Consider the following 26,452-nt stretch of genomic DNA (forward strand, 5'->3'; position numbering starts at 1 on the left):
ATCCTACTTGACACATGTACAACAGGGGCGGAGGCTGGAACCATGACTGTGGCACAGGACCGGACGTGCTACCCCGCGCTGCCCCACCCTCGCCGGCGAATTCCGGTGCTGGGCGACGTACTGGCCTTCCGTGCGGAAACCCCGTCGCAGTCGATGATGGACCTCGTCGACCTCGGGCCGGTCTTCGAGTTTCAGTTCCTGGGTTCGCGCTACGTCATCGCTGCGGGCGCCGATGCGGTGGCAGAGGTCAACGACGAGAGCCGGTTCTGCAAGTACGTTGGTCCCGATATCGAGGCGCTGCGCATTCTTGGCGGTGACGGCTTGTTCACCGCCTACAACGATGAACCCAACTGGCAGAAGGCCCACGATGTGTTGATGCCGGCGTTCAGCCAGCAGGCAATGCGCCGGTATCACTCGATCATGTTCGACGTTGCCGACGAACTCACCGCCCGCTGGGATGACAGGGCCACACGCGGCGAGCCGGTCGACGTGTCCGCCGACGCAACCAGGACGACGCTGGAGACGATTGGGCGCTGCGCGGCCGGGCACCCGTTCGGCTGCTTCCAGTCCGAGGCGCCGCATCCGTTCGTCGAACACATGGTGGCCGGCCTCAAGGGATCCGACGTGGTCGGCATGCTGCGGCAGAGTTTCCTGCCGAAGTTCCTGGCCCAGCGTGCCGAGCGCCGGGTGGGCCATCACGCCGCGAAGCTGCACGCGATCGCTGACGAGATCATCGCCGAGCGTCTGCGCTGCGGCCTTGGTCACCACGACGATCTACTCGAGCTCATGCTGGTGTCGGACCTGGAGCGGCCCAACATCCGCTATCAGCTGATCAACTTTCTGGTAGCGGGCCATGAAACCACCTCTGGGGCTGTGTCTTTCGCGCTGTATTACCTGTCTCAGTATCCGGAAGTGGTGGCCAGGGCACGAGCCGAGATCGCCGAGGTTTGGGGAGACGAGGATCGGCCCGATTTCGAGCGGATCGCCAAGCTCAGATATCTCCGCAGAGTGTTCGATGAGGCGTTGCGACTGCAGCCGACGGTCCCGGGGTACTACCGGGCTGCCCGGGAGGACACCGTGTTGGCCGGTGTGCATCCGATGCGCAAGGGGGACTGGGTGCTTGCCTTGACCATGACGCCGCATCGCGATCCACGGTGGGGGGCTGATCCCGACTCATTCGACCCGGACCGCTTCGCGCCCGAGAATGTCAGGTCACGTCCGGCAGGTCTGTACAAGCCGTTCGGCACCGGGCCACGATCGTGTATCGGGCGGCAGTTTGCGTTGCATGAAGCAGTGCTGTTGTTGGCCGTGCTCCTGCGCCGCTATGACCTAATCGCTGATCCTGATTATCAGCTCGAGATTTCCGAGCGATTGACCCTGATGCCGAAGGACTTCCGGCTTCAGCTTCGCCGCCGCTGACCCCCCTGCCCCGCTGACCCCCCTGCTCCGCGAGCGCGCGTGTCTGTGCGCCGCCGCGCCGCATTTGCCGTACAAACAAGCGCGCTCGGCACCGGTCAGAGTGCCCGTAACGTCCGCTGATAGCGGCGCATGCCCAAGATCCAGCGTTCGTAGTCCGAGCCCTTGTGGCGGTACATCTCCAGCAATTCGTGATGCGGCAGCACCATGAAGCGGCCCGATCGCACCGCTTCGACGGTCGCCACAGCGACCTCAGCGGCACTGATCACCCCTGCCGAACTCTCGATTGCCGACGCTCCGAGCTGTGCGTCGGGGTCATCGATATCCCGGATCTCCTGCAGCAAAGGGGTTTCCACTCCGAGCGGGCACACGCAGCTGACACCGATGCCGTCATCGCCGTAGGTGATCGCCAACCATTCGGCGAATCCCACCGCCGCGTGCTTGCTGACGGCGTATCCCGCCGCACCCAGCTGGGTCAGCAGTCCGGCGGCTGAGGCGACCGACACGAAGTAGCCCGATCCCACCGAGCGCCAATGCGGTACCAGCAGTCTCGCCGCCCGGATATGTGCCCGCAGGTTGACGTCGAGCACAGCATCCCAGTCGGACTCGGCCCCCAGACCGGACTTGCCGATGACGCCGGCGTTGGCAACGTAGATATCGACTGGTCCGAACGTCCGGTCTGCGAGGGTGATGAGTGCCTCGATGTCGGTGTCGTCTGCGGCGTTGGCCCTTAGCGCCACCGCCTGGCCGCCGGCTGAGCGGATCGCCGAGGCCGTCGACTGGGCACCGGGCTCATCCAGGTCACCGACGACGACCCGGGCGCCGTAGGACGCGAACTGTGCGGCAAGCGCCTGGCCGATGCCCGACGCGCCTCCGGTGACGATGGCGACCTTGCCGTCGGGTTCCATGCCCCGAGTGTGCCCTCGTCGCCGACGAGCGCGCGCAAATGTACGCCTGGCGCGGCGTGTCGGCGTCACGCGCGCTCGCGGAACAGGGGGAGTGCTCGCGGAACAGGGGACAGGGGGAGTGGGCAGGTCAGCCGAAGTGAACGCCCTGCGCCAGTGGTAGCTCCGAGGAGTAGTTGACGGTATTCGTCGCGCGGCGCATGTAGGCCCGCCACGAGTCCGACCCCGACTCGCGCCCGCCGCCGGTCTCCTTCTCGCCGCCGAATGCACCGCCGATCTCCGCGCCCGACGTGCCGATGTTGACGTTGGCGATCCCGCAGTCTGACCCGTCGGCGGCCATGAAGCGCTCTGCTTCGCGAACGTCCAGCGTGAATATGGCAGATGACAGTCCCTGGGGCACAGCATTATTCAATGAAATCGCTTCATCAAGCGTGTCGTAGGTGAGTACGTAGAGAATCGGAGCGAACGTCTCGGTATGCACGACATCGGTCTGCGCGGGCATCCGCACCACCGCGGGCGTGACGTAGAAAGCACCCTCGTCCCCGACGTCATGTCGCTCACCGCCGATCACCGTTCCACCCTCGGCAACCGCCCGCTGTAGCGCGCCCACCATGTCCCGGTACGACGTTTCATGGATCAGCGGCCCGACCAGCGTGCCGTCAACGAAGGGATCCCCGACCGGCAGTTGCTGATACGCCGCCACGACCCGAGCCACCACCTCGTCGGCCACGGACGAGTGAACAATCAACCTGCGCAGCGTGGTGCAGCGTTGGCCGGCGGTTCCCGCCGCCGAGAAAACGATGCCCCGCACTGTCAGATCGAGGTCAGCGGCGGGTGTGACGATGGCGGCGTTGTTACCGCCGAGTTCGAGCAGCACCTTGCCGAAACGTTGTGCGACGCGCGGGCCGACCTGCCTGCCCATCCGCACCGACCCGGTCGCGCTGAGCAGTGCGACGCGACGATCATCGACGAGTTGCTCACCGATCTCGCGTTCTCCCAGGAGCAGTCGGCTCACGGTGCGCGGCGCGCCGACGTCGTCGCAGGCCCGCTCGATCAGTGCCTGGCACGCGAGAGCGGTCAGCGGGGTCAGCTCCGAAGGCTTCCACACCACGGTATCGCCGCATACCAGCGCGACCGCGGTGTTCCACGCCCACACCGCAACAGGGAAGTTGAACGCGGTGATGACGCCGACAACACCGAGCGGGTGCCAGGATTCCATCAACCGGTGGCCGGGCCGCTCGGAGGCGATGGTCTTGCCGTATAGCTGACGCGACAGCCCGACGGCGAAGTCGCAGATGTCGATCATCTCCTGTACTTCGCCGAGCGCCTCGGAGGTGATCTTGCCGGCCTCGATGGTGACCAGCGCAGCCAACGAGTTCTTGTTCTCGACCAGCAACTCGCCGAGCCGGGCCACCAGGGCGCCCCGCAGCGGCGCCGGGGTCACCCGCCACGTGGTGAAGGCTTGGGCGGCTTCGGCGATCGCGGTATCGGCCTGTTCGGCACTGGATTCGGGCACGGTGAACAGCACGTCGCCGTTGATCGGGGTGCTGGCCGTCATACCGGTCGAGCCGGGCGCGCCCAGTGGGACCTGCGAGCCGACGGCGGCGAGCGCCTCCCGTACCCGGGAGCGCAGGGCCTCGGAGGTGGGCAGGGGGGACTTCGCGGCGGTGGTCATGAGCGGGCGACTTTCTCGTAGAGTTCGTAGGGATCGTGAATGTGGTGGCCGATCTGGCCGGCCATCCAGTGCCGGCTGTACTCAGTGGTGTCGACACCCTCGGTGGCCGGGGTGTCGGACTCGAGGTTGGAGCGGAAGATTCCGGCGGCCGATGCGGGCAGGAAGTCCTCGTAGACAACGGGCTTAGTCGGGTCGTCGCGGTGATAATAGGCCAACTTCGCCGCAGCCATCTGCGCATCGGTGGCGGGGAAGTGCTGCCCCCACCCGGCCGCAGGGTCGGGTGCTGCCATTGCTGCGTCGAACCGCCGACGCCCGGACGGCGTCAAAGCCACCCCCCGCTGCTCCACCTCGCCGAACCGCACCCGCAGTGTGCCGTCGCTGACGGTGCCGTCGGGAGAGCGGAACCGGCGCGGCTCGGCCAGCGCCCGAAACGATGTCTGGCGCAACAACACCTGGGGTCCGTCGGTGCGCGGAGGGCCCTGGATGTCGTCGATCATCGCTATGCCGCGCGCGGTCATCGCGCGGTGTAGTTCGTCGATGTCGAGCACCCGTGGTGTGAGGTGGTTGATGTGCGTCGTGGTCACACCGGCGATGTCGGCAGCGACCGCTGACACTGACGAGAGTTCCTGATACCAGGCGAGGTCGATGGGTTCGCGGGACAGCGCGAACGCCGAGACGGCGGCTGCGACGAACTCCTCAGCGCTCTGAGCTGAGCATCCACCGTCGGCGGTGATCTGCCGCGCCCGGGTGATCAACGCGGGGTCGAACAATTGACGCTGGTCCAGGAATCGCTGTACTCGGCTGCCCAGGTCGGTGCTGAAGAACCGTCCGTCGGCGGTGGCCAGCATCGAAGTGAATACCCGGAAAGGGTTGCACGCCAGCTCATCTGTGTCGACCGGACGGAACGCGGTAGACACCACCGGGACGGGGGAGGCGGCTTCGCGCAGGTCGTAGTAGCCCACCGGGTACATCCCGAATGCCGCGAAGAGATCGGCCACCTGCGCGAGCTCAGAGGCGGTGCCGACGCGGATCGCGCCGTGGCGTTCGGCGGTGACCCGCTCCAGGGAACCGAGCCGTTGCGCTTGGGGGTGTGCACCGACGAATGCGCTGTTCACCTCCGAGCTGACATCGACGAGCGTGTGGTAGGCAGGAACCTCGGTGCCGTACATCGCAGACAGGCCCGCGGCGAATTGCGCCCGCAATCGGCAGGTTTCGATGCGCCGGCTCATCGCGCCCGCCCTGTCGTCGGATGCTGCCCTGTCCGATACGGGACTGTCCGATACAGGGCTGTCAGATACTGGGCTGTCGGATAAAGTGCGGCCATGACCGATTCCGACGAAGCCCGGCCGCAGCCGTCGCTCGACGAGATCGATCGGGTGCTGGCCCGTGAGCTGGTCGCCGATGGCCGCGCGACGCTGGCCCATCTGGCGGCCACCGCGGGTCTGTCGGTATCGGCGGTGCAGTCCAGGGTCCGACGGCTGGAGTCTCGGGGAGTCGTCACCGGGTACGCGGCCCGGATCAACCCCGAGGCCGTCGGCAGCATGCTCTCGGCGTTCGTCGCAATCACCCCTCTCGACCCCTCTCAACCCGATGATGCACCCACCCGGCTGGAGCACATCCCTGAAATCGAGGCGTGCTACTCGGTGGCCGGGGAGGAGAGCTATGTCCTGCTGGTTCACGTCGAGACGGCCCGGGCGCTGGAAGGTCTGCTCCAGCGGATTCGTACCGCGGCCGATGTGAAGACCCGCAGCACCGTCATATTACAGAAGTTCTACAGCGAAAGACGTTTCATACCGGAGTAGTTACGCCGATGGGCGTATCTGGATGGAACACCTCCGGTGGGGCGGCGGGCGGGCCGATCGCCGCACCCACCTCTACTGAAAACCGTGAGACCAGCCCGTAGGACCGTAATAAGCTCGAAGGCTGCAACCGGCGACAGCAAAAATACCGCTACTATGGGTGTATGGCTGATGTTATTCCGGTCGACGGCCGCACGGCGTCGCGCGAAATTCTTCCGGCCGAGGTGCGGGCGGTGTTGGAGCGCAGCATCCTCGCCGACGGGCTGGACCTCGTCCTCGACATCGACCGCTCCAAGGGCTCCGAATTGGTCGATGCGCGCACCGGTCGCAGCTATCTCGACATGTTCACCTTCTTCGCCTCCTCGGCTCTGGGTATGAACCATCCCGGTCTGGCCGAGGATGACGTGTTCCGCGCGGAGTTGGCCGCGGCCGCACTGAACAAGCCGAGCAATTCCGATGTGTACACCGTGCCGATGGCGCGCTTCGTCGACACGTTCGCCCGGGTGCTCGGCGACCCGGCGTTGCCGCACCTGTTCTTCGTCGAGGGTGGCGCTTTGGCAGTGGAGAACGCCCTGAAGGTCGCGTTCGATTGGAAGAGTCGACTCAACGAGGCGCACGGTGTGGACCCCGCGCTGGGCACCAAGGTGATGCATCTGCGCGGAGCCTTCCACGGCCGCAGCGGCTACACGATGTCACTGACCAACACCGATCCGAACAAGGTGGCTCGCTTCCCGAAGTTCGACTGGCCCCGCATCGACGCGCCCTACCTTCGCCCCGGAGCGAATATGGCTGAGGTTGAGGCCGAGTCGCTACGCCAGGCGCGGGCGGCTTTCGAGGCAGCTCCGCACGACATCGCGTGCTTCATCGCCGAGCCCATCCAGGGCGAGGGCGGTGACCGGCACTTCCGGCCCCAGTTCTTCGCCGCACTGCGCGAACTGTGCGACGAGTTCGACGCGCTGCTGATCTTCGACGAGGTCCAGACCGGCTGCGGAATCACCGGAACCGCCTGGGCCTACCAGCAATTAGGGGTGCTGCCCGATGTGGTGGCATTCGGCAAGAAGACTCAGGTCTGCGGTGTGATGGCCGGCCGCAGGGTCGATGAGGTGGCCGACAATGTGTTCGCCGTCAGTTCCCGGATCAACTCGACGTGGGGCGGCAATCTCGTCGACATGGTCCGGTCCCGCCGGATTCTGGAGGTCATCGAGTCCGACGGGCTGTTCGCCCGCGCCGCCGAGAGCGGTCGCCATCTGCGCGACCGTCTGCAGGAGTTGGCTGCTGAGTTCCCCGGCCTGGTGCTCGACCCGCGCGGCCGCGGTCTGATGTGCGCGTTCAGCCTGCCGACCGCCGCGCAGCGCGACTCGGTGGTCGCCGGACTGTGGGACCGCGGGGTGATCATGCTGGCCTGCGGATCCGACAGCGTGCGCTTCCGGCCCGCGCTGACGGTGTCGCGAGACGAGATCGACGCTGCGGTCGACGCGGTTCGCGGCGTACTCAGCGCGATGTTGGTTCGGCCGACTGGGTGAGCCGGCGGATCGTCGAGCGCAACCTGGGCAGCTCGGCGCCCCCGACCAACTCGCACCCGTGCAGTTCGGCGAGTTTGCGTGCAGCGGGGGTGAATCCGTTGTTGGTGACGACCATCGTCGCGGTGCAGTCCTGCATGGGCGCCCCGGCGACCACCTCTTGAACGGCGCCGGCTCCGACCGGGCGCGCGCGCCGTTTGCATTGGACCGCCAACCGGTTGGGCCGGTGGCCGACGATCAGGTCGACGCCCCAGTCGCCGGTGGTCGGCGTCATGATCACCGGCACGCCGCAGGAACGCGCGATCCCGGCGATGTAGTCCTCGAACTCCTCGCCCGACATGTCCTCTGCGGCTGCCCGCTCATCGGTGCCCGGTGTGGCCGCGCCGACCACGGTGGCCAGGAAGAACCGTGGAGCGGCCGACGCAATGATCGGGGCCAGCACCGCCAGCAGGACGCTGACGGCGAGACCTGCGCCGATCAGGTAGCCGGTGGCGCCGACCGCGACGCCGAACGCCGCGTACAACTTCCACCGGATCCTGGTCACCGAAGCATGGTAGGCCCCGGCTACGACACCTCAGGTCCCCACCGGTCTACGCACACTTCACAAGCGCGCCCTACACACACTCGACAAGGCTGTCCTACACACACTCGACAAGGCTGTCCTACACACACTCGACAAGGCTGTCGGTGGCCGCGTCGATCGCCCCGACGGTGGCATGGACGCGAAGCCTGCTCTCGGCCGAACTGTAGGTGACGCAGACGATTCCGCAGGTGCCGTTGTCCACGCGCCGAGTCAGTGCCGGTGAGCGGCGCATAAGTCCGACGCCGGTCTCGGCGACGTGCGCGGTGGTGACCGACTCGACCGAGTCGGCAGCCGCCCCCCGGCGCACGACGGACAACAACGCGTGCTCGACTGTGCTGCGCATCGCCCCGTCCGGTAGCTCTGCCTGATCCCAGGCCTGCAGGGCTGCCCACATGGCTGGACAGTCGTCATGGCCCAGGACAACCACCAACGGTACTTCGAGGGTTTCGACGGCGTACTCCAGACTTGCCAGCACGCTGGTGTCGACTGTGTGTCCCCAGGTGCTGATGTCGACCAGTGAGCCGCAGCCCCGACCGAACACCGTTTCGTTGCTCACGCAGGAATCCGAGCAGCGGAACACCGCGGCGATCGGTTGGTCTGAGGCCTGCATGGTGGAACTCTGATTGCCGGCACGGAGTTGCTGCCAGGCGATGAGCGGATTGGACATGTGACTTTTCCTTTCGTGGGGTGGGATTCAGCTGAAGTATTCGGGGCGGCTGACGTAGGTCTCGGTCACGAACAACACGCCGGAGGAGGCGTCGAGCAGCGGCCGCAGACCGGCTAGAAGCGCCTCCACCCTGGTGCTGGGTACCACGGTGATGATCAGTTCGAGGGTGGCCTGCTGGTTGAACAGAAGACGTCCCTGGTGGTAGCCGTGGTGGCCGAGGCCGGATACGCCCGACAGACTGGTGTAGCCGGTGGCGCCCACGCTCCCGATGAGTTCCCGCACCGCGGGAGCTTCGTCTCCGCGGACGACGACCTCGACCTTGCTCATCTTCGTCAGAGTGGGTGTCATCAGATCATCTCCTTGTTGTAAACCGCTGATGGGCAATCGGTTTCGTTCCATTCGCGCCAGCCCCCCCGAGTCCAGCGCTGCCATGGCTGGCCGGGGTGTTCCCGAGCGGCGGCAGTGACCCAGTCGTTTCCGAAGAGCTGCTGCAAAATGGGGTTGCGTTCGATGATGGCGTCGATTCGGGCCAGCGGCGCTTCAATAACGGCGAGCAACCGCTGCGGCTCGTGCAGGAGTTGGTCACCGTGGCTGATGGATTGCCGGGGCAGACCCAGACGCAGATCCCCCACGTGCCCGGCCATGACTCCGACGTCTCCGACGACGTTGTGGATGGTTTTGGTGCCGGCGCCGAACACCTCCGGCGCGACGGCGGAGAAGTAGTACTGGCAGTTGATCCACTGCGCCACCACCAGCGGTGCGGTCAGGATCGTCTCCAGGGCGGTGCCGTCGGGGTCGACGTCGGCTCCGTAGGAGTGCAGGAAGGTTCGCCGCTGTAGGTTGACTCCGCGGGTGACCTGTCGTGGTCCGACGACGAACGCCGCGTTTCCGGCCAGTCCCCACTCCGGGTAGACCTGGGCCCAGTCCGTTGACCGGCCCGCGACATGGCGTGCGGCGGTGGTCGGTGACAGGCGCTTGCGCGCGCCGGGCAATTGGTCACACCGTTCGGCGGCCAGGGCGCGACCGGCGTGGGCCAGATCGGCGTTGAGTCGGTCGACGTCGGCGCGGTGACTGGGAGCAATGAGGTGGGTGTCCAAAACGGTGACCCGGTCGGTGGTGGTGTCGTGCAGGGCCGCGACGACCTGGGTGTGGGCTGGGATGTCGATGCCCGACCGGCGCAGTTCGTCGCGAACCTCGATCTGGTTCAGGATGGCTGCCGCGGTGCGTGCATTGGGTCCGCCGCTCTGTCCGCCGCAGGCGCCGCAGTCCAGCGAAGCCTGATAGGGGTTGTTCTCGCTGCTGCTGGCATGGCCGCACAGCACCAGTAGACGCCCGAAATCCCGTGTCAGCCCGATTGTTCTCAGGGTCGCCTGGGCGAACAGCACCCGCTCGGTCAGCGGCATCGAATCCACGGCGAGAACGGTTGGCGCGGCCGGGGTTATCAGGTTGCGCAGTCGTCGACGCAGCCGGCCGAAGGCCGACGGGGACAGAGTCTTCGCCACCGACAGCGGGGCCGCCACCCAGCCGGCGGCCTCGGCCAGCGTGAACGGGGCGGCCATCGATTCCTTGGCGGCGTGGAAGGCCGACTCGGCCCCAGCCAGGCGGGTGGCTCCGGTGACCCGGCGGACCGCGGCGTCGCCGGCGTCGGGGGCCGGTTCCTCGGTGATGCGGTGACTGGGCGAGATCAACACCGGGCACAGGTCGGCCGGTGTGCCGGCCAGCAGATCGGTGAATTGAATGGCGACGGCGAAGAACCCGGCGAAGCCGAATGTCTGGTATTCGCCGCGGCTTTCGAGGTGCCGCCGCAGTCCTTCTGAGCGGGTGTCGATGCAGGTGACCAGCTGCGTGTGCGCCGGCGCCTCGGAGACTGGCGGGCGGCATTCCAGTTCGCCGAGCAGTTGATCGTGATAGTGGCCCTCAAAGGCGTTCTGCCAGATCATTGCTCGGGCCGGGACCGGTAGGGCCGCCAGAGTCCTGGCCACCGTCGCCACTTCGGTCTCGGTCACCTCGGCGATCTGCAATACGTTGAGCAGGTGGGTGGCTCGGTCCCTGGCAGTGGGTGGCTCCAGCGACCCGGCGGGTTGCGGTGACTGGTCGGCGGGCCGGCCGCGGTGGTGTGTGAGCAGCGCGGACTCGTAGCTCAGCCGCATCGCCAGGTACTGGAGCAGGTCGATGCCGGGCTCTCGGTCGGCGCGCCATTGCACGTGTGCGGCCCAGCCCGGCAGCCGGGTCAGGTGGGCCTGCAGATAGGTGAGCCGCACGGCGTCGTCGATTCCGAGGGCGTCCAGCGCGGCCAGGACGGCGTCGTCGGCTCGCTCGGCGGTGGCGCGTAACCCGGCGCGCACGGCACGGGGCAGCGTCCGGTCCGTCGGCGCCAGCGCCCGCCATGCCCGGTAGAAGCCGTCCTGGCGCCCGGGCATCGGCCAGCCCCCCGCACCGAGGAATGCTGCCGACCACTTGGCGCTTTGCGCGTCGACGGTGTCGGCCAGCTCGGGGGACACCTCCTCGGCGCGAATCCGGTTTCGTCGCAGCGGATCTGAGGCCATGCCGCCGTGCAGCAGGTCGGCCCGCAGCAGCTCGGTGGCGGTGATGTCTCGGCCGGCCAGGTGCAGCTGGGGCTCGTCGAGCAGATTCGGGTAGCGGCGGGTAAGCGCTCGGTCCAGATCGGTGTCGGTGATTCGGCCCCCTTGATACAACGCACGGAAGCTGCTTTCCGACAGGGTGCCGCGCGTCCCGTAGAGGTCCCCGGCGCGCCGGATGGCCTGCTCGAACGGCATGCGCTGCAGCCCGGCCAGCGGGTTGACCGCGATGAAAGTTCCCAGCGGATAGTGGGTCGGCAGCACGCGCGCCGCCAGCCGGATATCGCTGCGCAGCCGGGCGCGTCGGGGGCCGCGTTCGGCCCCCGACGCCGAGTGTGCCGCCGAGGCTGCCTGGGCCGGAGCCGCTGTCTTTGAGGCTGCCGGTGGCGCTGTCGTTGTCGTTGCGGCGACTGCAGACGTCTCGGTCATCGGAGGGCTCCTGTCGTGCGGGGTTGGATGCTGCCAGCGCTCAGAGCGTGGGTATAGAGGGCGCGTTGCAGCGGGCCTGCGGCCGGAGACCAGCGCAGGCTCGCCAGCCCGGCCAGCACAGCTACTGCGGTGGCGACGATCACCCAGGTTGTCGTGGTCGGAAGTGCCGATTCCGGCAGCGACGGTGTGAGGAATCGGGCTGCTGCGCCCACTATCGCCACGTAGGCGAGCGCGGTCGGTAGCAGGAAGGCTGCCGCGCCCACCGCGCCGGCGACGTCGGGACGGCGCTGCAGCCAGCCCCAGGTGGCGGCGGCGCCGGTCACCCAGGCGAAGATCAGCAGTGCCTGTTCGGCGGCGTGGTGGCCGGGCCATGTCGGGACGAGCCACACCGCGAGGTAGAGGGCGGCCAGAGGCAGCGTCGCGGCGGCGGCCAGGCCGAAGACCCGGTGGCGGCCGGTTAGCCGCGCCGCGGCGGGCAGCGCGGTATGCCGGCGGGCGCGGGAGATCGCCGAACCTGAGGAGAGGAACAGGGTGGCTTTGTAGAAACCGTGGGCGAACAGGTGGATGACGGCTGCGGCCCACAACCCGAGCCCGCAGGTGAGGATCATGAAGCCCATCTGGGCCATGGTCGAATATGCAAGCGCGCCTTTGATGTCCGGCTTGACCAGCATGATGATCGCGCCGTAGGTCATGGTGGTGGCTCCGGCGACGATGATGAGGCCGGCGGCGAGTTCGGAACTCGACAGCGGGCTCAACCGCACCAGCAGGATCCCGCCGCCGTTCACCACGCCGGCATGCAGGAGCGCCGACACCGGAGTGGGCGCGGCCAGCGTGGCGGGCAGCCAGCGGTGGAAGGGAATCTGCGCGGACCTCGACAGGGCTGCGATCACGACCAGCACGCCCACCACCGCTGCCAGCGGCCCGCCGAACTGGGCGGCACGCAGGTCGGCGAGATCGACGGTGCCTGTCCGTAGGTAGACCAGCGCGACGGCCGCCCACAGCGCGCCATCCCCGACGAGGAAGGCCGCAGATGCCCGGCGAACGCCGTCGCGAGCCGAGGGCAGCTGCCAGTAGGTACCCAGCAGCAGGCACAGTGCGATGCCGGTAACCGTCCAGCCGGCCGCGATCCCGATCAGCGTGGTTGCGGTGACCAACGTGGCCGAGGCTGCGGTGAGCAGTCCGGCGCCGCAGGTGAACCACCAGGCTCGCGAGTCGCCTGCCAGGTAGCGCACCGCGAACCCCTGTGCCACGGCGCTCACCCCGAAGATCAGGAGCAGCAGCGCCACCGCCAGCCGGTCGGCTGCCAATGCGAAGACGCCCCCACCTACGGAGGCGACCTCGCCGCGAGCAGCGCCGATCGCGAGTGCCGCGGCGATGAGAAACCCTGCCGCGGCGGTGAATGCGCCCAGGCGCACGGTGAACACCGGCGCCCGCCGACCGAACGATGAGGCCGCGAAGGCCACCAGCAGTGGGGCCGCCACCAGCGTGATGAGCGCCGCCTGCTCGATCAAGACCAACATGCGAAGCAGAATACGTGTATCGACTTACGCGTGTCAATCTTCGTAATCAAAGGGTGTCGTGAGCGCGGGTTTGCCGTGACCGAGGCGTGGCGAGCAGGCTCGCGCCGGGTGTCCACATCGCAGCATCGCCCCGTTCGGGCAGCGGTGGGCAGGCCTGGGGCATGCCTGGCTGGGGCCAATAAGCGAAATGCAATTCGTGGGTTATGATTCGCTTAACGACGTTGGGGACAGTGAGTTGGGCATGTCGCCGGATGTGCGGCAGCGGCCTCGATGAGATGACAGGGGACTAGTGGTGACTGATGCGATAGTGGTTCCGTTGTGGGGCTGGGTCGCGTTGTCGGCGGCCATCGCGGTCATGCTGGCGATCGATCTGTTCATGCATCGCGATAACCATGTGATCGGCTTCCGCGAAGCCGCTGTGTGGTCGGCGATATGGATCGCCGTCGGACTGGGCTTCGGCGGGATCGTCTGGTGGGCCTACGGCGCGGAGGTCGCCGGCACCTACTATGCGGGCTATCTCATCGAGAAAGCCCTCTCTGTTGACAACGTGTTCGTCTTCGCGTTGATCTTCACCTATTTCGCGGTTCCCGACCGCTATCAACACAAGGTGCTGTTCTGGGGCGTTATCGGGGCATTGCTGTTTCGGCTGGTGTTCATCTTCGTCGGCGTCGAGCTGCTGACGGCGTTCTTCTGGGTCGCCTACATTTTCGGGGCTTTTCTGATCTACACCGCCTACAAGATGGCCTTCCAACACGACAGCGATCTGCAGCCCGACAAGAACCTGGTGGTCCGGCTCGTCAAACGGGTGATTCCGACCGACCCGCACTATCACGACGGCCGGTTCTTCACCCGTATCGATGGGAAACGCTTTGCCACACTGTTGTTCGTCGTGCTCATCGCGGTGGAGGCGACCGACCTGATCTTCGCCATCGACTCGGTGGCGGCGGTGCTGGCGATCACCACCAGCACCTTCATCGTGTGGACGGCAAACGCATTCGCTGTCCTCGGACTGCGCAGCCTGTACTTCTGTCTGTCCGGGCTGCTTCGACGATTCACCCATCTGCACTATGGGCTGGCGGTGCTGTTGGCGTTCGCCGGAGTCAAACTCATCCTGTCCGAGACCCCGGTCGGCAAGCTGCCGATCCCGCTGACCCTCGGCGTCATCGTCGTCACGCTGACGGTCTCTATCGTGTGGAGCCTGCGCGCCACCCGAGGCGCCGCCACGCAAGCTGTCTCGGGGGCCGACACCGAAGAGTCGCGCAGAGCGCCGACCGATTACTGAACCGCACTGCGCGAATAGCGCAGTATGCTGGCGACGATGGCTGCCTCGAAGCGAACGCCGGTGCGTGCGCCCAAGACGGGCGCGACTGATGGCCGGAATTCGACGACCGGGCGGAGTTCGACGACCGGGCGGAGTGCAGCGGCGAGGCCGGACGGCTCGTCCGACGTGGAAGCCGACAGACATCCGCGCGGGTGGACATTCTTGACCAACCACGCCCATGTTCTGTTGTGCCTGGCGCGGGGGGAATCGCTGACCGCACGTGAGCTCAGCCTGGGGATCGGCATCACCGAGCGCTCGGTGCAGGCCATTCTGTCGGACCTGATCGCTGACGGTTACCTGGCGAAAACAAAGGTTGGCCGGCGGAATCGTTATGCGGTGAATCCGTCGGGACGACTGCGTCACCCGTTGGAGTCAGCTCACACGGTCGGGGAACTGATCGACGCGCTGTCGTGACAACGCACGGCCGGCGCTGTCGTGACAACGCACGGTCGGTGACAACTCAAGGTCGGTGACAACGCGGGGTCGGTCACCCAGCGGGTGGACGCCGGGTTTGAAGTGTTGCGGTGACGGGGTACTGCTCACCCATCGTGCAAGTTTCCGGGAGGTCCGATGGCCGATATCGCGAGCGACCACAGTGCGAGCCACAACGTCGCGAGCCAGCACAGTGCGAGCTACGACAATGCGAGCTACAACAATGCGAACCATAAAAACGGGAAGCGCCACCGCGCCCGGTCGGTCGAACTCCAGGTCGCCGCCATTCTGGAGAACCTCGCGGTATTACGCACCCTGGTGGCCGCCATCGGCACATTCGAGGATCTGGACCTCGACGCCGTCGCTGATCTGCGGCTGGCCGTCGACGAGGCGTGCACCCGGCTGATCCGGTCAGCTGTTCCCAACGCCACGCTGCTGCTCGTAGTCGACCCGCAAGCCGAAGCCCTGGTGGTGCGCGCCTCCACCATGTGCGACGGCGGCGGTGACATCCTGCCCCCCGGAAGCTTCAGCTGGCATGTCCTGACATCGCTGACCGACGAGCTCAGCACATTCTCCAGCAGTAGTCCGGCCAGCGACGGTCAGCAGTGCGGGATCTCCATGACGACGAGGCGAGCGAGCTCGCTACGGTGACCCGATCGCCTCCACGGGGTTCGTCACAGCGGCGGAGCTCTGAATATGCGGACGTCGCCGTCCTGTTCCGGGAGTTGGCGCAACTCGACGAGGGGTCGGCGGCGTATCAGCGACAACGCGACGGCATCGTCGAGCGGTGCCTGCCGTTGGCCGACCATATCGCCCGTCGTTTCCGCGGGCGCGGTGAGGCGCACGAGGATCTGGTGCAGGTCGCCCGCGTGGGTCTGGTCAACGCGGTCATCCGGTTCGACGTCACCGCCGGGTCGGACTTCGTCTCGTTCGCCGTGCCGACGATCATGGGTGAGGTTCGCAGGCACTTTCGCGACAACAGCTGGTCGGTCAAGGTGCCGCGGCGCCTCAAGGAACTGCACCTGCGCCTGGGCGCGGCCACTGCGGAGCTCTCTCAGCGGCTGGGCCGGGCGCCGACGGCCAGCGAGTTGGCCGCCGAGTTGGAGATGGACCGCGACGAGGTGATCGAGGGTCTGGTCGCCGGCAGTTCCTACAACACGCTGTCGATCGACAGCGGTGGCGGCGGCAGCGAGGACGCGCCCACGATCACCGATACGCTGGGTGACGTCGACAACAGGCTCGATCAGATCGAGAACCGCGAGGCGCTTCGGCCGCTGTTGGCGTTGCTGCCCGAACGCGATCGCACCGTGTTGGTGCTGCGGTTCTTCGAGTCACTGACCCAGACTCAGATCGCCGAGCGGGTCGGCATCTCGCAAATGCACGTGTCGCGGCTGCTGGCCAAGTCGCTAGCTCGACTCCGGGACCAACTGCAGTAGTCGTGCCTGTTCGGCGTGGACCAGGTTGGGGGGTGGACTAGTTGGGGTCTACCTGCTGAACATAGATTCGGCGAAGCGCTGCACTGCCGCGGCCCCGGCCCGGGCCGCTTCCTCGTGGCCGCGGCTGGCGCGAGTGTCGATTGCTCCGCTCGACGGGTCCAGCGTCACCTCGGCGAGTAACTCGCCGGTCGTCGGCTCGCACACCGCCCAGGAACATAATGTCTCCGAATCCCACTGTGCAGCCCGTTCTTCGACGTAGTCGACGCGGCGTTCGCCGAGGTTGGCGAGGGCCGGACGGTCATCGACACGGTCATCGGCGCGCAGCGCACGCAAGTACCAGGTGCCGGCGTTGATCTCGACGGGTTCCACCTGATCAGCTTGCCATCCGTTGCCGGGGGGACCATCCGCGCCGATGCCGTGGAGGACGTCCCCGCCGGTATCGTCGAAGTGCTCCCCGAAAAAGGGGCCGGCCCCGCTCCCGTCGGCCGTGGCCGTCGAAAACGGGGCCGGTCCACCCCTCAGCTAACCTTTATGCCGGTTCAGGGCAAACTTTAGCCTATCAGAGGCATGCCCGGGCAGTGATGCAGACATATCGTTCTATTTGCGGTTTCAGGACCTAGATGGCCGCCTGGGTCAAGACTATGGTTCGTGTGGGCAATCTAGCTAGTGACCATACAGCGAACGAGAAATGTATCGACTCGGCGGTGGCGCGCTGTTGGCCCGGTACGGTAGCAAGACCGCGGACGACCGTGGACGGGCCGGGTAACGGAGGGGCATATGAAAGTATTGATCACCGGCGGCACCGGCTTCGTCGGCGCATGGACCGCCAAGGCAGTGCAGGACAAGGGACACGACGTTCGGTTCCTGGTGCGCAGCGTGGAACGCTTGACCGCGAGCGCGGGCAGCATCGGGGTCGATACCGGTGACCACGTCTTGGGCGATATCGCCGATGCCGGCTCTGCCGCCGATGCTCTAGACGGGTGCGACGCGGTCATCCATTGCGCTGCAATGGTGTCCACCGATCCCAGCCGAGCCGATGAAATGCTGCACACCAACCTTGAGGGGGCCCGTTACGTTCTGGGTGCGTCCGCTGCCCGAGGTCTGGATCCGATTGTCCACGTGTCCAGCTTCACCGCGCTGTTCCGCCCTGATCTCGAGGTGCTGCATGCCGACCTTCCGGTCGTCGGCGGCAACGACGGCTACGGCAGGTCCAAAGCCGTCGTCGAGGCCTACGCGCGCGGACTGCAGGACGGTGGCGCGCCCGTGGACATCACCTATCCCGGGATGGTGCTGGGGCCACCGGCCGGTGAACAGTTCGGTGAGGCGGCAGAGGGTGTGGAGGCCGCCTTCAAGATGCGTGGTGTGCCGGGACGCAGCGCCGCCTGGACTGTGATCGACGTCCGCGATCTCGCGGATCTGCATGTGGCGCTGCTCGAGCCGGGTAAGGGGGCGCGCCGCTATATGGCTGGTGGACAGCGGATCCCGGTCGAACAACTGGCGTCGCTGATCGGCGCCGCCGCTGACCGCTCGCTCACGGTGTTGCCGGTTCCCGATACCGCGTTGCGTGGCGTGGGCGCCCTGTTCGACACCATCGGGTCTTACCTGCCGTTCGACACACCGATCAACTCAGCGGCGATGCAGTACTACACCCAGATGCCGCCGTCCGACGATGGCCCCAGTCAGCGCGACTTGGGCGTCACTCAGCGCGATCCGGCTGAAACGATCGCCGACACTGTGGATGGGTTGCGGAGGGTGGGGAGGATCTGAGCGGGTGCGGCTACCGCTGCGAGTAATTGATGCGCATGCCTGGTCGGGAGGTCGTCATTGCCATCATCGACTGGGGACGTCCCGCGCGAACCTAATTCGCTAGAACGCTCTGGTTGATAGCGCACCTGCGTTGGTCACGGTCGCTCCAAACCATTTTGAAATTGGGATTGTCGTTCTTGATGTTTTGCGCTTCCTGATACAACTCGATGCAGGGTTTTGGCGCGATCGGTTCAATCAGTTGGGCAGCCCACACGGTAATGACCGGTGCCGGTAGCGCTATGACCAGGGGGGCGATGATCCATTTGACGTACGCTGGGGTTTGTCCTGCCCCATGCTCGGTCTTGTCCTCGTAGCGGTGCCGCTCCAAGCGTGGCAGGATGACCGCATACGCAATCAGAAGTAGCCCGATGAAGAAGCTGATTGACAGTAGTGCCAGAAATACAGTGGTAGGCAAATTGACTCGATTAAGCGAGGTCAAATTACTGTTGTAGGTGTTCTGCCAAACCCTGAATGCCACCAAGATGTTCAGAGCACATATAGATACCCCCACCGATATCGGAAGTATGGGCAACAGGCTTAGCGGCGCGTTTTCCCTCGCCGAAGTAACCTCAGCTGAAGCGTTCCCGCTGGCCGCATTGTCATCCAAGATCTGGGCAGCGGCCTTCGCGTCGCCGTCGTTGACATGGTCGTCTGGGACGCCTTGATCAGTCCCCGCATGGTTTGCCACGCCGAAGACACTAGTACCTGAGGCTGCCCCGAATCGGACGGGGTGTGGTCTTGGCGCCCTGGGGACGCCTATTGGCTCTTAATCTCGCAGAGCACAGTGCCCTGGGTGATGGCCGCGCCGGCATCGGCGGCCAGGTCGGTAATGACACCATCCTTGTGGGCCGTCACGGGGTTCTCCATCTTCATGGCCTCCAGGACCACCACCAGGTCGCCCTCCGCGACGGTCTGACCCTCTTCGACGGCGACCTTGACGACGGTGCCCTGCATCGGGGCGGTCACCGAGTCGCCGGAGGCCGCGGAGCTGCCGCCGCCACCACGCTTGCGCGGCTTGGGCTTCTTACGGATGACACCGCTGGCGCTGGCGCCGCCGTTGCCGACCGCGAGGTCGCCGGGCAGTGACACCTCAAGCCGACGGCCGCCGACCTCGACCACGACGGTCTGTCGAGGGATGGTGTCTTCCTCGTCGATGGGGTCGCCGCCGGTGAAAGGCTCGACGGTGTTGTTCCACTCGGTCTCGATCCAGCGGGTGTGTACGGCGAAGCCGTCATCGTTGCCGATGAAGGCGGGGTCGGAAACCACCGCGCGGTGGAATGGGACGACCGTGGCCAGGCCCTCGATGGTGAACTCTGCGAGAGCCCTGCGCGAGCGGTCCAGCGCCTCGTAGCGGTTGGCGCCGGTGACGATCAGCTTGGCAAGCATCGAATCGAATTGGCCGCCGATCACCGATCCGGTCTCCACGCCGGAGTCCAGACGCACGCCCGGGCCGGTGGGAGGTTCGAAAAGGGTGACCGGGCCGGGGGCGGGCAGGAAGCCGCGTCCGGCGTCCTCGCCGTTGATGCGGAATTCGATCGAGTGGCCTCGCGGTGTCGGGTCCTCGGTGATGTCCAGCGCGTCGCCGTTGGCGATGCGGAACTGCTGACGAACCAGGTCGATACCTGAGGTCTCCTCGGTGACGGGGTGCTCGACCTGGAGCCGGGTGTTGACCTCCAGGAAGCTGATCAGGCCGTCCTGGCCGACCAGGTACTCGACGGTTCCGGCGCCGTAGTAGTCGGCTTCCTTGCAGATGCGTTTGGCGGACTCGTGGATTTCCTTGCGCTGCGCGTCGGTGAGAAAAGGAGCCGGCGCTTCTTCCACCAGTTTCTGGAAGCGGCGCTGCAGCGAGCAGTCCCGCGTGCCCGCGACGACGACGTTGCCATGGGTGTCGGCGATGACCTGAGCCTCTACATGGCGAGGTTTGTCCAGATAGCGCTCCACGAAGCACTCGCCGCGGCCGAACGCCGCGAGCGCCTCGCGGGTGGCCGACTCAAAGAGTTCGGGGATCTCCTCGATGGTGCGGGCCACCTTCATGCCCTTGCCGCCGCCGCCCGCCGCCTTGATCGCGACGGGTACGCCGTACTCCTTGGCGAACGCGACGACCTCGTCGGCGTCCTTGACCGGGTCTGGCGTGCCGGGCACTAACGGGGCCTCCGCGCGGGCGGCGATGTGGCGCGCGGTGACCTTGTCGCCGAGGTCGCGGATCGATTGCGGGCTGGGCCCGATCCAGATCAGACCGGCGTCGAGGACAGCCTGGGCGAAGTCGGCGTTCTCGCTCAAGAAGCCATAGCCCGGGTGGATGGCGTTGGCGCCGGACTTGGCCGCGGCATCCAGCAGCTTCTCGAACACCAGGTAGGACTCTGCGGAGGTCTGGCCGCCTAAGGCGAACGCTTCGTCCGCGAGTCGCACGTGGGGCGCCTCGGCGTCGGGTTCGGCATAGACCGCCACGCTCGCCAGGCCGGCGTCCCTGGCTGCCCGGATCACCCGGACTGCGATCTCCCCGCGATTGGCGACAAGCACCTTGGAGATCTTCGAGCTGGCGTGCGTGGCCACTGCGCCTCCTGATGGCATGGTTCTCTAAGAGCGTCTTTAAGAATGTATCCCGGGAAGTTTAAGCGCCCCGCCTGGTGGCCCGGCGAGCCGGTCCCTTACCCGTCGGTAATTGCACGCAGCTTGTTCTTGATGCGCGCCAGCATCGCGGACATGCCGCGCAGTCGCAGCGGGCTGATCAGCGCCGCCAACCCCAGGTCGCTGTAGAAGTCGTCGGGGACGGCGAGGATGTCGGCGGCGGACTGCCCATCCAGGCCGGTGGCCAGGATGGCCGCGAAACCGCGGGTGGTCGGGGCTTCGGCGGGCGCGCTGAAGTGCAGCCGAACGTGAGCTTTGTCGTCGGCGTCGATGTGCAGGAACAGCGGCGACTGGCATTCGGGCACCGGTTCCATCGCGGACTCTTCGAGCCCGGGCGGCAACGCTGGGAGTTCATCAGCGAACTCCAGCAACAGGGCCAGTTTGTCCTGCCCCTGCACCTCCTTGAAGTCGGACACCACCTCGCCCAACGGCGCCGGGAGAGCGCTCATGCCGAACCCGGCGGATCTCCTGGCTCGGATCCGACGGCCACCGGCACCCGGACCGCGTTGCCCCACTCGGTCCAGGAGCCGTCGTAATTACGCACCCCGGGCAGGCCGAGCAGGTGGGTCAGTACGAACCAGGTGTGGCTTGAGCGTTCGCCGATGCGGCAGTAGACGATGGTTTTCGGGTCCTGCCCGGGCTGGGACAGAAAGCTGTAGAGCTCGTCGAGCTCGGCGCGGCTGCGGAACTTGCCGTTGTCCAGCGCGGCCTTGGCCCATGGAATCGACACCGCGGTCGGGATGTGGCCGCCGCGTAGCGCCCCCTCCTCAGGGTAGTCAGGCATGTGGGTGCGCTCGCCGGTGTACTCCTGCGGAGAACGCACATCGATCAGCGGCTCGGCGCCGAGGACGGAGAGGACGTCCTGCTGGAAAGCCCGGATGGGGGCGTCGTTGCGTTCGACGACCGGGTAGCCGTTGGTCTGCCGGGACGGCACGTCGAGGTTGGTGATCCGGCCCTCGGACAGCCATAGGTTGCGCCCACCGTCGAGCAGGCGAACGTCGGGGTGGCCGAACAAGGTGAACACCCACATCGCATAGGCAGCCCACCAGTTGCTCTTGTCGCCGTAGATGACCACGGTGTCGTCGCGGGCGATGCCCTTGCGGTTCATCAGGTCGGCGAACTGCTCGCCGTCGATGTAGTCCCGGACGTGCGGGTCGTTGAGGTCGGTGTGCCAGTCGATCTTGACCGCACCGGGGATGTGGCCGGTGTCGTAGAGCAGCACGTCTTCGTCGGATTCGACGATGGCCAGGCCCGGTTGGCTCAGGTTCTCCGACAGCCAGTCGGCGGTGACGAGCCGTTCGGGGTGGGCGTAGGACTGCAGAGTGGGGTGGGGATCGGCAGGTAGCGGCACGCTGCAACCTTACCGGTGGGGAAACACGGCATCCGACCGCCGAGCGGATGCCTGGGTTTCAGGGCACCCGAGGATGGGTGCCCAGATCTTGGATAGGACTTGAGTCAAACTTGCCGAATCACGATCAGGGCCGCCTGTGATAGCTGCCGTTGGCCGCGCAGCGTATCTGCAGGTGGTCGAAGCCCGTACCGGAGCAAACGTGGCGAGACTAATCCGTTATCGAAACCATAGGTGGCATCCGATACTCTATAAGGGGGTTGGGCGACCATGGTGAGGGGTTTTACGGTGCGTTTACGTTTGGTGGCGGCGTTTTCGATGACGCTGGGAATTCTCGCAGCAACGATAGGGTCCGCTGGTCCGGTGTCGGCGGCGCCTGCGGTTTGGGAAATGCCGAATGTCCGACAAACGGTGTTGAAGGCGGCGATCAAAGCAGTTAAGGAAGTGGCCGGGCCAGCGGAACTAAAACTTAGAATTGTCGATCTCAAGAACGGTCAAGATGTGATGAACGAGTCTAACTGGCTGGTGTGCGCACAGTTCCCGAGGCCGGGTGAGACGATCTCACAGAAGACGAAGAGGGTATCCCTGTACGTCAAGCGATTCAACCAAAAGAGATGCTCCTAGCTGTTGCGGGTCATGACGTTGTAGACCTGACTCGGGTTGGGGTGCTTGGGAGGCGGGCCCTTCAGCTACAGGATGAGAAGTACCACTAACTCGTCTGGCTGGCCGAAGGAACCCGTCTCGTGAACCACCGCGATGACCCTTGTCTATTGAAGGTCGCTGCCGACTCCTCCAACGATGCCAGTCACGTCCGATTGCTGCCCGAGGCCTTCGGCTTCAAGTCGCCTCCATACCGTCTAGCTGTTTTCTGCCTAAGATTTGAAACAAACAACCCAGGTTTGTTCAGCATGCAGCGCACAAGCGGCAGGCTTAGACCGATGACGTTGGAAGGGTCCCCTTCGATCCGCTCGACAAACCAGCCGCCTAGGCCGTCCAACGTGAAGGCACCCGCCACGGTGGTGGGTTCGCCGCTGCGGATATAGGCGGCTAACTCGTCTTGAGTCGGTGTCCCGAAATGGACAGTTGTGCTGCCCGTCTGGACATCGGTGTGGGTGACCGCCCCGGCGGAGATGCGAAGCAGCGTATGGCCGGTCAGAAGTTGGCCCACAGAACCCGCCATCGATTGCCATTGCAGGCGCGCAGCTTCGGCGGTGCCTGGTTTGCCGCAGAGCTTGTCGCCGAGTAGCAGCATGGAATCGCAGCCGAGCACGACACAGTCGGAGGCCACGTCTTCTGGCAGCTTTGCCGCGACGCGGACGGCCTTGGCGCTGGCGAGTTCGGCCACCACGGCCTGTGGAGGCAGTTCCGTGTTGAGCGAGGCCAGCAGTGCGTCCTCGTCCACGTCGGAGACGATGACCAAAGGATCGATGCCGGCCTGCTGCAACACCCGCAGCCGGCCCGCCGATGCCGATCCCAGGACGAGCCTGGTCATCGCCGCATGTGAGTCCGCTCCAGCAGCGTGACGGTTTGCCAGCTGGAGACGTCGTAGCGCAGCTTGTCCACCGGATGGCCCCAGGGGTTGAGTTCCTGCGGGCCGGACTCTCCGCCTCCGGCCCCGCCGGCACCGGCCAGGACGGTCACCAGCGCCGCGATCTCCACCACGGTCGGCTCGCCCTTGAGCACGTGGAAGTGCGGATCTTGGGCCGGCGGATCGTCGATCGTCATATCCCGCGGGTCGGAGACCTCGACGATGTCGGCGTCATGGTTCATTGCGCAGCGTCCTTGTCTGTAAAGGAAGATCCGGGGCGGCCGAGTTGCAAGGGAATGGTTACAACGGAATGTTGCCGTGTTTCTTGGGCGGAGTCTGTACCACCTTGCGTTCCAGCAGCCTCAATGCCGTACCGATGTAGCCGCGGGTATGCGAGGGCGGGATGACTGCGTCCACGTATCCACGCTCGGCGGCGATGTACGGGTTTACCAGGGTGTCCTCGTAGTCCTGTTGCAGCTGCAGGCGCAGCGCGTCCACGTCCTCGCCGTTATTGGCGGCTTCCTTTAGCTGGCCGCGGTAGACGAAGCCGACCGCGCCCGAGGCGCCCATTACCGCTATCTGGGCGGTGGGCCAAGCGACGTTGACATCGCAGCCCATGTCCTTGGACCCCATGACGCAGTAGGCGCCGCCGTAGGCCTTGCGCGTGATGACGGTGATCTTGGCGACGGTCGCCTCACCGTAGGCATAGAGCAGCTTGGCGCCGCGGCGGATGATGCCGTTGTACTCCTGCTCGGTGCCCGGAAGAAAGCCCGGCACGTCGACCAGCATGACGATCGGAATGTTGAAGCAGTCGCACGTGCGCACGAACCGTGCGGCTTTCTCGGAGGCGTTGATGTCCAGGCAGCCGGCGAACTGGGTGGGCTGGTTGGCCACGATGCCGACCGGCCGGCCGTCGATGCGGCCGAACCCGATGATGATGTTGCCTGCGTAATCCGCCTGGACCTCGAGAAACTCCTCGTCGTCGAGGATGCGGGTGATCACCTCGTGCATGTCATAGGGCTGGTTCGGCGAATCCGGGATCAGCGTGTCCAACTCGAGGTCCTCGTCGGTGAGGCTTTCCTCGATTGCGCCATGGTGCGCTGTGGGGTAACGCGGGGGCTCGGCGTAGTTGTTCGGCGGAAGATAGCCCAGCAGGTCGCGAACGTAGTCCAAGGCGTCCTGCTCACCGGAGGCGACGTAGTGCACGGTGCCGGACTTGGCCATGTGGGTGTGCGCGCCCCCCAGTTCCTCCATGGTGACGTCCTCGCCGGTGACGGTCTTGATGACGTCGGGTCCGGTGATGAACATCTGGCTGGTCTGGTCGACCATGATGACGAAGTCGGTCAGCGCGGGGGAGTAGACGTGCCCGCCGGCGGCTGCACCCATAATCAGCGAGATCTGCGGAACGACGCCCGACGCCAGGATGTTGTTGCGGAAGATCCGGCTGTAGAGGCCCAGCGAGACGACGCCCTCCTGGATGCGCGCCCCCGCGCCGTCGTTGATGCCGATGAGTGGGCGGCCGGTCTTGATGGCCAACTCCTGGACCTTGACGATCTTCTCGCCGTACACCTCGCCGAGACTGCCGCCGAACACGGTGGCGTCCTGGCTGAAGATGCAGACATCGCGACCGTCGATGGTGCCGTAGCCGGTGACAACGCCGTCGCCGGTGGGCCTATTGGCCTCCAGGCCGAAGTTGGTCGACCGGTGCTTGGCCAGCGCGTCGAGTTCCACGAAGGAGTCCTCGTCGAGCAGCGCCAGGATGCGCTCGCGAGCGGTCAGCTTGCCCTTGGCATGCACTTTGTCCAGCGCGGCCTCGCCGACCGGGTGCAAGGCTTCGTCGGCGCGCTTGCGCAGATCTGCCAGCTTCCCTGCGGTGGTGTGGATGTCGATCTCGTGTTCGGCGGCCGGCCCGGAAGATTCAGTCACGCTCGTCATGGGAACTGATGTTATCGGCGCGGTGTTCAGGCGCTGCGGGTGGCCCTTAATGGTCCCTTAGAAACTCGGGTGTGCGGACGACCTGGACGTGCGGGTGGCTTGGTAGCCTGCGGTCGTCTCAGGCGCCGCACGCGGGGAGGACACCTCAATCTCTACGGGCAGGCAACGTACGCGGTACCGGAAGTTTCTCGTGGTGTTGGCGGTGTGCGCGCTGGCGCTCTCGATGGCCGCGCTGATCCTGCGCGCGTTGCCGCTGGCGAACAACATCGCCCTGTTCGTCGCGGTGGGTTCGCCCTACGTGGCGTTGGCCGCCGTGGTCGTGCTGGTCTTTTCCGTGGTGTACCGGCGGGTGGTCATGACGGCCGTCGCGGCCGCGATTGTGGCGGCCAACGTGGTGATCCAGGTGCCCTGGTACTACTTCGGGAAACCCACCGACACAGGTGCGCATGTCAGCATTCGGGTCCTGTCTGCCAATTTGCGCCTTGGCCAAGCAGACGTGCTGTCGTTGGTCGATCTGGCTCGGGCCAGTGCGGATGTCATCACGTTGTCGGAGATGACGCCCGACTGGCTTCGACGGTTTTACGCGACCGGCGCTCGGACCGAATTTCCGCACTCCGTGCTGGTTCCCGCGCTCGGGGCCGGCGGCTTCGGTTTGTGGAGTCGGTTCCCGCTCGAAGTGGTGACGCCGATGAAGGGCGGGAGCATGATCGCCGCTCGTGTGCAGGTCCCGGGCGTGCGCGTTGACCCGGTGATCGCGAGCGTTCACATCATCAATCCGTTGGCATTGTACGGGCAGGCCTTCGGCCAGTGGCAAACCGGCATTGCCGCGGCCAAGGTCAGGATGGCGGGGCTGGCCGCCACCGCGGGCTCTGGAGCGGTGATCGTCGCCGGCGACTTCAACAGCACACCGGACATGCGCCAGTTC

Annotated in this window: 26 protein-coding genes; 10 read left to right on the plus strand and 16 right to left on the minus strand. The window is 65.9% G+C overall.

The window, feature by feature from the left end:
* Positions 1–42 precede the first annotated feature (42 nt).
* Positions 43–1,419, plus strand: coding sequence for a cytochrome P450 (locus ACPGXI_RS06545; protein ID WP_526651028.1), 1,377 nt, complete (start codon positions 43–45; stop codon positions 1,417–1,419).
* A 95-nt stretch (positions 1,420–1,514) separates the two neighbouring features.
* Here ACPGXI_RS06545 and ACPGXI_RS06550 read toward each other — a convergent pair whose 3' ends face one another.
* From ACPGXI_RS06550 to hglS, 3 genes are all read right to left on the minus strand, one after another.
* On the minus strand, positions 1,515–2,324 hold the full coding sequence (locus tag ACPGXI_RS06550; RefSeq protein ID WP_526651030.1) for an SDR family NAD(P)-dependent oxidoreductase: 810 nt from the start codon (positions 2,322–2,324) through the stop codon (positions 1,515–1,517).
* Positions 2,325–2,451: 127 nt separating this feature from the next.
* Positions 2,452–3,996: an L-piperidine-6-carboxylate dehydrogenase gene (gene amaB, locus ACPGXI_RS06555; protein WP_526651032.1), complete on the minus strand. Its 1,545-nt coding sequence runs from the start codon at positions 3,994–3,996 to the stop codon at positions 2,452–2,454.
* Positions 3,993–5,225, minus strand: coding sequence for a 2-oxoadipate dioxygenase/decarboxylase (gene hglS / locus ACPGXI_RS06560; protein WP_526651034.1), 1,233 nt, complete (start codon positions 5,223–5,225; stop codon positions 3,993–3,995). The genes amaB and hglS overlap by 4 nt, the downstream gene beginning before the upstream one ends.
* Positions 5,226–5,318: 93 nt before the next feature.
* Here hglS and ACPGXI_RS06565 point away from each other — a divergent pair, with 93 nt between their 5' ends.
* Together ACPGXI_RS06565 and lat are read left to right on the plus strand one after the other, a co-directional pair.
* Positions 5,319–5,798 (plus strand): Lrp/AsnC family transcriptional regulator, encoded by a 480-nt coding sequence (locus ACPGXI_RS06565; protein ID WP_526651036.1) that lies wholly within the window; start codon positions 5,319–5,321, stop codon positions 5,796–5,798.
* A 161-nt stretch (positions 5,799–5,959) separates the two neighbouring features.
* The gene (lat, locus tag ACPGXI_RS06570; RefSeq protein WP_526651038.1) at positions 5,960–7,318 is read left to right on the plus strand and encodes an L-lysine 6-transaminase; all 1,359 of its coding nucleotides are present in this window, start codon (positions 5,960–5,962) and stop codon (positions 7,316–7,318) included.
* Here the strand turns inward: lat and ACPGXI_RS06575 are convergent.
* From ACPGXI_RS06575 to ACPGXI_RS06595, 5 genes are all read right to left on the minus strand, one after another.
* Positions 7,287–7,859, minus strand: coding sequence for a restriction endonuclease (locus tag ACPGXI_RS06575; protein WP_526651040.1), 573 nt, complete (start codon positions 7,857–7,859; stop codon positions 7,287–7,289). The two genes, lat and ACPGXI_RS06575, sit on opposite strands and share 32 nt — an antisense overlap.
* A 118-nt stretch (positions 7,860–7,977) precedes the next feature.
* Positions 7,978–8,565, minus strand: a complete 588-nt coding sequence (locus ACPGXI_RS06580; RefSeq protein ID WP_526651042.1) for a carbonic anhydrase — start codon at positions 8,563–8,565, stop codon at positions 7,978–7,980.
* Positions 8,566–8,592: 27 nt separating this feature from the next.
* Positions 8,593–8,913: a P-II family nitrogen regulator gene (locus ACPGXI_RS06585; protein WP_526651044.1), complete on the minus strand. Its 321-nt coding sequence runs from the start codon at positions 8,911–8,913 to the stop codon at positions 8,593–8,595.
* Positions 8,913–11,573: a putative inorganic carbon transporter subunit DabA gene (locus ACPGXI_RS06590; protein ID WP_526651046.1), complete on the minus strand. Its 2,661-nt coding sequence runs from the start codon at positions 11,571–11,573 to the stop codon at positions 8,913–8,915. The genes ACPGXI_RS06585 and ACPGXI_RS06590 overlap by 1 nt, the downstream gene beginning before the upstream one ends.
* Positions 11,570–13,093, minus strand: coding sequence for a proton-conducting transporter transmembrane domain-containing protein (locus ACPGXI_RS06595; protein WP_526651048.1), 1,524 nt, complete (start codon positions 13,091–13,093; stop codon positions 11,570–11,572). The genes ACPGXI_RS06590 and ACPGXI_RS06595 overlap by 4 nt, the downstream gene beginning before the upstream one ends.
* A 292-nt stretch (positions 13,094–13,385) precedes the next feature.
* Here ACPGXI_RS06595 and ACPGXI_RS06600 point away from each other — a divergent pair, with 292 nt between their 5' ends.
* From ACPGXI_RS06600 to ACPGXI_RS06615, 4 genes are all read left to right on the plus strand, one after another.
* Positions 13,386–14,375: a TerC family protein gene (locus ACPGXI_RS06600; RefSeq protein ID WP_526651049.1), complete on the plus strand. Its 990-nt coding sequence runs from the start codon at positions 13,386–13,388 to the stop codon at positions 14,373–14,375.
* A 165-nt stretch (positions 14,376–14,540) separates the two neighbouring features.
* The gene (locus ACPGXI_RS06605) at positions 14,541–14,828 is read left to right on the plus strand and encodes a helix-turn-helix transcriptional regulator (RefSeq protein WP_526651078.1); all 288 of its coding nucleotides are present in this window, start codon (positions 14,541–14,543) and stop codon (positions 14,826–14,828) included.
* A 156-nt stretch (positions 14,829–14,984) separates the two neighbouring features.
* Positions 14,985–15,497 carry an ATP-binding protein gene (locus ACPGXI_RS06610; RefSeq protein WP_526651050.1) on the plus strand — a complete coding sequence of 171 codons (513 nt, stop codon included), beginning with the start codon at positions 14,985–14,987 and terminating at the stop codon, positions 15,495–15,497.
* On the plus strand, positions 15,494–16,282 hold the full coding sequence (locus ACPGXI_RS06615) for an RNA polymerase sigma factor SigF (RefSeq protein WP_526651051.1): 789 nt from the start codon (positions 15,494–15,496) through the stop codon (positions 16,280–16,282). The genes ACPGXI_RS06610 and ACPGXI_RS06615 overlap by 4 nt, the downstream gene beginning before the upstream one ends.
* 48 nt (positions 16,283–16,330) lie before the next feature.
* On the opposite strand, the gene ACPGXI_RS06620 is transcribed toward ACPGXI_RS06615, so the two are convergent.
* On the minus strand, positions 16,331–16,651 hold the full coding sequence (locus ACPGXI_RS06620) for a hypothetical protein (protein ID WP_526651052.1): 321 nt from the start codon (positions 16,649–16,651) through the stop codon (positions 16,331–16,333).
* A gap of 408 nt (positions 16,652–17,059) precedes the next feature.
* Between ACPGXI_RS06620 and ACPGXI_RS06625 the strand changes: the two genes are divergently transcribed.
* Entirely contained in the window at positions 17,060–18,049 is a 990-nt protein-coding gene (locus ACPGXI_RS06625) for an NAD-dependent epimerase/dehydratase family protein (protein WP_526651053.1), read from the plus strand.
* 91 nt (positions 18,050–18,140) lie between these two features.
* Here ACPGXI_RS06625 and ACPGXI_RS06630 read toward each other — a convergent pair whose 3' ends face one another.
* From ACPGXI_RS06630 to ACPGXI_RS06645, 4 genes are all read right to left on the minus strand, one after another.
* Positions 18,141–18,776, minus strand: a complete 636-nt coding sequence (locus tag ACPGXI_RS06630; protein WP_526651054.1) for a hypothetical protein — start codon at positions 18,774–18,776, stop codon at positions 18,141–18,143.
* A 68-nt stretch (positions 18,777–18,844) separates the two neighbouring features.
* Positions 18,845–20,641, minus strand: coding sequence for an acetyl/propionyl/methylcrotonyl-CoA carboxylase subunit alpha (locus ACPGXI_RS06635; RefSeq protein ID WP_526651055.1), 1,797 nt, complete (start codon positions 20,639–20,641; stop codon positions 18,845–18,847).
* 95 nt (positions 20,642–20,736) lie between these two features.
* Entirely contained in the window at positions 20,737–21,165 is a 429-nt protein-coding gene (locus ACPGXI_RS06640) for a SufE family protein (protein ID WP_526651056.1), read from the minus strand.
* Positions 21,162–22,067 (minus strand): sulfurtransferase, encoded by a 906-nt coding sequence (locus ACPGXI_RS06645; RefSeq protein WP_526651058.1) that lies wholly within the window; start codon positions 22,065–22,067, stop codon positions 21,162–21,164. The genes ACPGXI_RS06640 and ACPGXI_RS06645 overlap by 4 nt, the downstream gene beginning before the upstream one ends.
* A gap of 285 nt (positions 22,068–22,352) precedes the next feature.
* On the opposite strand from ACPGXI_RS06645, the gene ACPGXI_RS06650 reads away from it, so the two are divergent.
* Positions 22,353–22,688, plus strand: coding sequence for a hypothetical protein (locus ACPGXI_RS06650; protein ID WP_526651060.1), 336 nt, complete (start codon positions 22,353–22,355; stop codon positions 22,686–22,688).
* Positions 22,689–22,869: 181 nt separating this feature from the next.
* On the opposite strand, the gene ACPGXI_RS06655 is transcribed toward ACPGXI_RS06650, so the two are convergent.
* The 3 genes from ACPGXI_RS06655 to ACPGXI_RS06665 are packed head-to-tail and all read right to left on the minus strand — an operon-like array spanning position 22,870 to position 25,527.
* Positions 22,870–23,556 carry a Maf family protein gene (locus ACPGXI_RS06655; RefSeq protein WP_526651062.1) on the minus strand — a complete coding sequence of 229 codons (687 nt, stop codon included), beginning with the start codon at positions 23,554–23,556 and terminating at the stop codon, positions 22,870–22,872.
* The gene (locus tag ACPGXI_RS06660) at positions 23,553–23,834 is read right to left on the minus strand and encodes an acyl-CoA carboxylase epsilon subunit (protein WP_526651064.1); all 282 of its coding nucleotides are present in this window, start codon (positions 23,832–23,834) and stop codon (positions 23,553–23,555) included. The genes ACPGXI_RS06655 and ACPGXI_RS06660 overlap by 4 nt, the downstream gene beginning before the upstream one ends.
* A gap of 58 nt (positions 23,835–23,892) precedes the next feature.
* Positions 23,893–25,527 carry an acyl-CoA carboxylase subunit beta gene (locus ACPGXI_RS06665; protein ID WP_526651066.1) on the minus strand — a complete coding sequence of 545 codons (1,635 nt, stop codon included), beginning with the start codon at positions 25,525–25,527 and terminating at the stop codon, positions 23,893–23,895.
* Between the two features lie 190 nt (positions 25,528–25,717).
* Between ACPGXI_RS06665 and ACPGXI_RS06670 the strand changes: the two genes are divergently transcribed.
* Positions 25,718–26,452, plus strand: a 735-nt coding sequence (locus ACPGXI_RS06670) for an endonuclease/exonuclease/phosphatase family protein (protein WP_526651068.1), incomplete at its 3' end; no start/stop codon positions are given.

It is taken from the genome of Mycobacterium sp., from assembly GCF_049608025.1.
GTDB lineage: Bacteria > Actinomycetota > Actinomycetes > Mycobacteriales > Mycobacteriaceae > Mycobacterium.